At 60.5% G+C, this 3298-nt stretch carries 3 protein-coding genes; 2 read left to right on the top strand and 1 reads right to left on the bottom strand.

Features of this window, described 5'->3' with window-relative positions; genetic code table 11:
• Positions 1-829 (bottom strand): PhoH family protein (locus ACTTKG_RS10005; RefSeq protein WP_442674054.1); only part of this gene is annotated, 829 nt, incomplete at its 3' end.
• 166 nt (positions 830-995) lie between these two features.
• On the opposite strand from ACTTKG_RS10005, the gene bioB reads away from it, so the two are divergent.
• Together bioB and ACTTKG_RS09995 are read left to right on the top strand one after the other, a co-directional pair.
• A complete protein-coding gene (gene bioB, locus ACTTKG_RS10000; RefSeq protein WP_442674053.1) occupies positions 996-2012 on the top strand; it encodes a biotin synthase BioB in 1017 nt (338 codons plus the stop codon).
• Positions 2013-2117: 105 nt separating this feature from the next.
• The coding region (locus tag ACTTKG_RS09995; RefSeq protein WP_442674052.1) for an NAD(P)-dependent oxidoreductase at positions 2118-3298 on the top strand (1181 nt) is incomplete at its 3' end.

Here is a 3298-nt window from a genome sequence, read left to right as displayed (position 1 = left end):
CCGAGAACACGCCGCGCGGCAGGTCGACTTGGCTTAAATCTCCCGTCACGACCATGCGCGAGCCGAAGCCCAGACGCGTCAGGAACATCTTCATCTGGCTCGGCGTCGTATTCTGCGCCTCATCGAGAATCACGAAGGCATCCTCCAGCGTGCGTCCGCGCATATAGGCGAGCGGCGCAATCTCAATGACGCCTTTGGCGAGGAGCTTCTGGTAAGTGTCAAAGCCGAGGATGTCGTGCAGCGCATCGTAGAGCGGGCGCAGGTACGGATCGACCTTCTCCTGCAGATCGCCGGGCAGAAAGCCCAGCCGCTCGCCCGCCTCGACAGCGGGGCGCGTGAGCACGATCTTTTCCACCATCCTCGCACGAAGCGCCGCCACCGCCATGACGACGGCGAGATATGTCTTTCCCGTGCCTGCAGGTCCGATGCCGAACGTGATGGAATTTTTGCGGATGGCGTCGAGGTAGATGCGCTGGCCGAGCGTTTTCGGGCGCACATGACGACCGCGGCTCGTCACGAGGATCGTGTCGCTGAAAAGGCTGTGCAGCGCCTCACCCTTGCCGCGCTTGACAAGTCCCACGCTATAGCGCACCTCGTGCATCGTGAGCGTCGTGCCCTGCCGGTGCAGGTACTGCAGTTCGCGCACGACCTGCGCCGCTGCCCGCACGATCTGCGCTTCACCGTCGATCGCAAGCGTATCGCCGCGGCTTATGAAGCGGCAGTCGAAATTGTCCATGAGCACCTGCAGATACTCGTCGCGCTCGCCGAGAAGCGCCGTCGCCTCGCGCTGATCGGCAAAGGCGATCTTCTCCTCCAAAACCTGTTGCAAAGAAAGACTCCTCTCTCGTGTATTCTTCTCATTATACCTTGCAGCAAGCGCGGACGCAATAGCGGCCCCTACCGTAAACCTTCATCATAGCATCAGTTGACTATAGGTGCCGTCTGAAATATAATAGGAAGGAATGCAAACTTTTGAAAGAAATGAGGCAAATGCCATGACAAAGGAAAACGCCGTCAAAAAACTCACAAAAGAGATTCTCTGCGGCCGCCGCATCAAGCGCGAAGACGACCTCTCCATCTTCCTCGATGCGCCGCTTGAAGCGCTGCAGCAGGGCGCACACGATCTGCAGCGGCAGTTCTGCGGCAAACACATCGACCTCTGCACGATCATCAACGCGCGCAGCGGTCACTGCAGCGAGGACTGCAAGTACTGCGCCCAGTCCGCGCACCACAGGACGGGCATCGAGGAATACGCATTTCTCGCACAGGAAGAGATCATCGCCAACGCACGCGCCAACGAGGATGCGGGCGTCAATCGCTTCTCCATCGTGACCTCGGGCAGAGCGCTCGCGGGCAGGGAGTTCGACGCCGCACTCGACTGCTACCGCGCCATGCGCAAGAAGCTCCATATTGACCTCTGCGCCTCGCACGGCATTTTGACGCGCGAACAGTTCCGTGCGCTTCGCGCCGCGGGCGTCACGAGCTACCATCACAACATCGAGACGTCGCGCCGCTTCTTTCCCGAGATCTGCACCTCGCACACCTACGACGACCGCATCCGCACGATCCGCCTCGCACAGGGCGAAGGTCTCAGCGTCTGTTCGGGCGGCATCATCGGCATGGGCGAGACGTGGGAAGACCGCCTCGACATGGCGGTGAGCCTTGCCGAACTCGGCATCGAATCCATCCCCATCAACTCCCTCATGGCGATTCCCGGCACGCCGCTTGAAGGCAGAACGCCCTTGACGAGCGACGAGATCCTGCGCACCATCGCCTTCTTCCGCTTCATCAACCCGACGGCAAACATCCGCCTCGGCGCGGGACGCAAGCTCATCGAGGACAACGGCACGCCCGCCTTCCTCTACGGCGCGTCGGCTTCCATCACGGGCAACATGCTCACGACCTCGGGCACGACCATTGCCGAGGATATGGCGCTTCTGCAGCGGCTCGGTCTCTCCAACGAGACGGCGAATGCAAGACAATCCTCCGCTGCCCACGCCGCCAATGAATGAATTGTCATCATTCTTGAGAAAATGTGATAAAAGCAACAGAAAAGATCCCGTCGTTGCTGTAAAATAAGCGCAAAGCGCATTTTCAGCAAAGGATAGGTGATCTTCATGGCAATCCATGTCATTGACGAGGCACGGCGCTGCCTCCAGTGCAAAAAGCCCCTGTGCCGCATCAAGGGCTGTCCTGTGCAGACGAACGTCCCCGAGATGATCCGCCTCTTTCTCGAAGGCAGCATCAACGAGGCGGGCGCCATGCTCTTCGAGAACAATCCCCTGAGCATCATCTGCTCGCTCGTCTGTGACCATGAGAAACAGTGCGAGGGCAACTGCATCCAACTGCGCAAAGGATCCGCCATCCAGATCTCCAGCATCGAGCACTACATCTCGAATACCTACTTCGACCGCGTCGCCTTGGAGCGTGCGCCTTCGACGGGGCAGACCGTCGCCGTCATCGGCTCGGGCCCTGCCGGCATCACCGTCGCCATCAAACTCGCGCAGAAGGGCTACGACGTGACGATTTTCGAGCGCATGGACAAGATCGGCGGCATGATGCGCTACGGCATCCCCGACTTCCGTCTGCCGCTGAGCATCCTCGACCGCTATGAGAAAAAGCTGCGCGAATTCGGCATCTGCATCCGTCCCAACCGCACGATCGGCGGCCTTCTGACACTCGACACGCTCTTTGCCGACGGGCACGACGCCATCTTCATCGGTTCCGGCGTCTGGCGTCCGCGCAGCCTCGGCGTCAAGGGCGAAAGCCTCGGCAACTGCCACTTCGCCGTCGACTATCTGCAAAATCCTGATTCCTTCGATCTCGGCGACCGCGTCGCCGTCATCGGCTCGGGCAACTCCGCTATGGATGTCGCGCGCACCGCGATCCGCAAGGGCTGCCGCTACGTCACGGTCTATTCGCGCGGCAACAATGTCGCCGCCAGCGTGCGCGAATTCGAGTACGCGCAGGCGGACGGCGTGGAATTCGAGTTCTGCAAAGGCGTCGATTCCATCACGAAGGAAGGACCTTTGATGCGCGACCGCCACTTCGACGAAGAAGGCAAACTGACGGGCGAAGGAGATCCTGTCCTATGTCCTGCCGACAGCACCGTCATCGCCGTCAGCCAAGATCCGAAAGACAAGATCGTGCGCACGACCACGGGCATAGAGACGAACGAAAAGGGCTTGGTCGAGGTCGATGAGACCGGCGCCACCACCCGCCCCGGCGTCTTCTCGGGCGGCGACGTCGTCCTCGGTCCGTGCAACGTCGTCCAAGTCGTCAACGACGCCAAACATGT

Origin of the sequence: Selenomonas sp. (genome assembly GCF_052169755.1) — a bacterium.
GTDB lineage: Bacteria > Bacillota > Negativicutes > Selenomonadales > Selenomonadaceae > Selenomonas.
The sequence above is the reverse complement of the archived record's forward strand: the minus strand, read 5'-3'. Positions and strand labels throughout refer to the sequence as shown.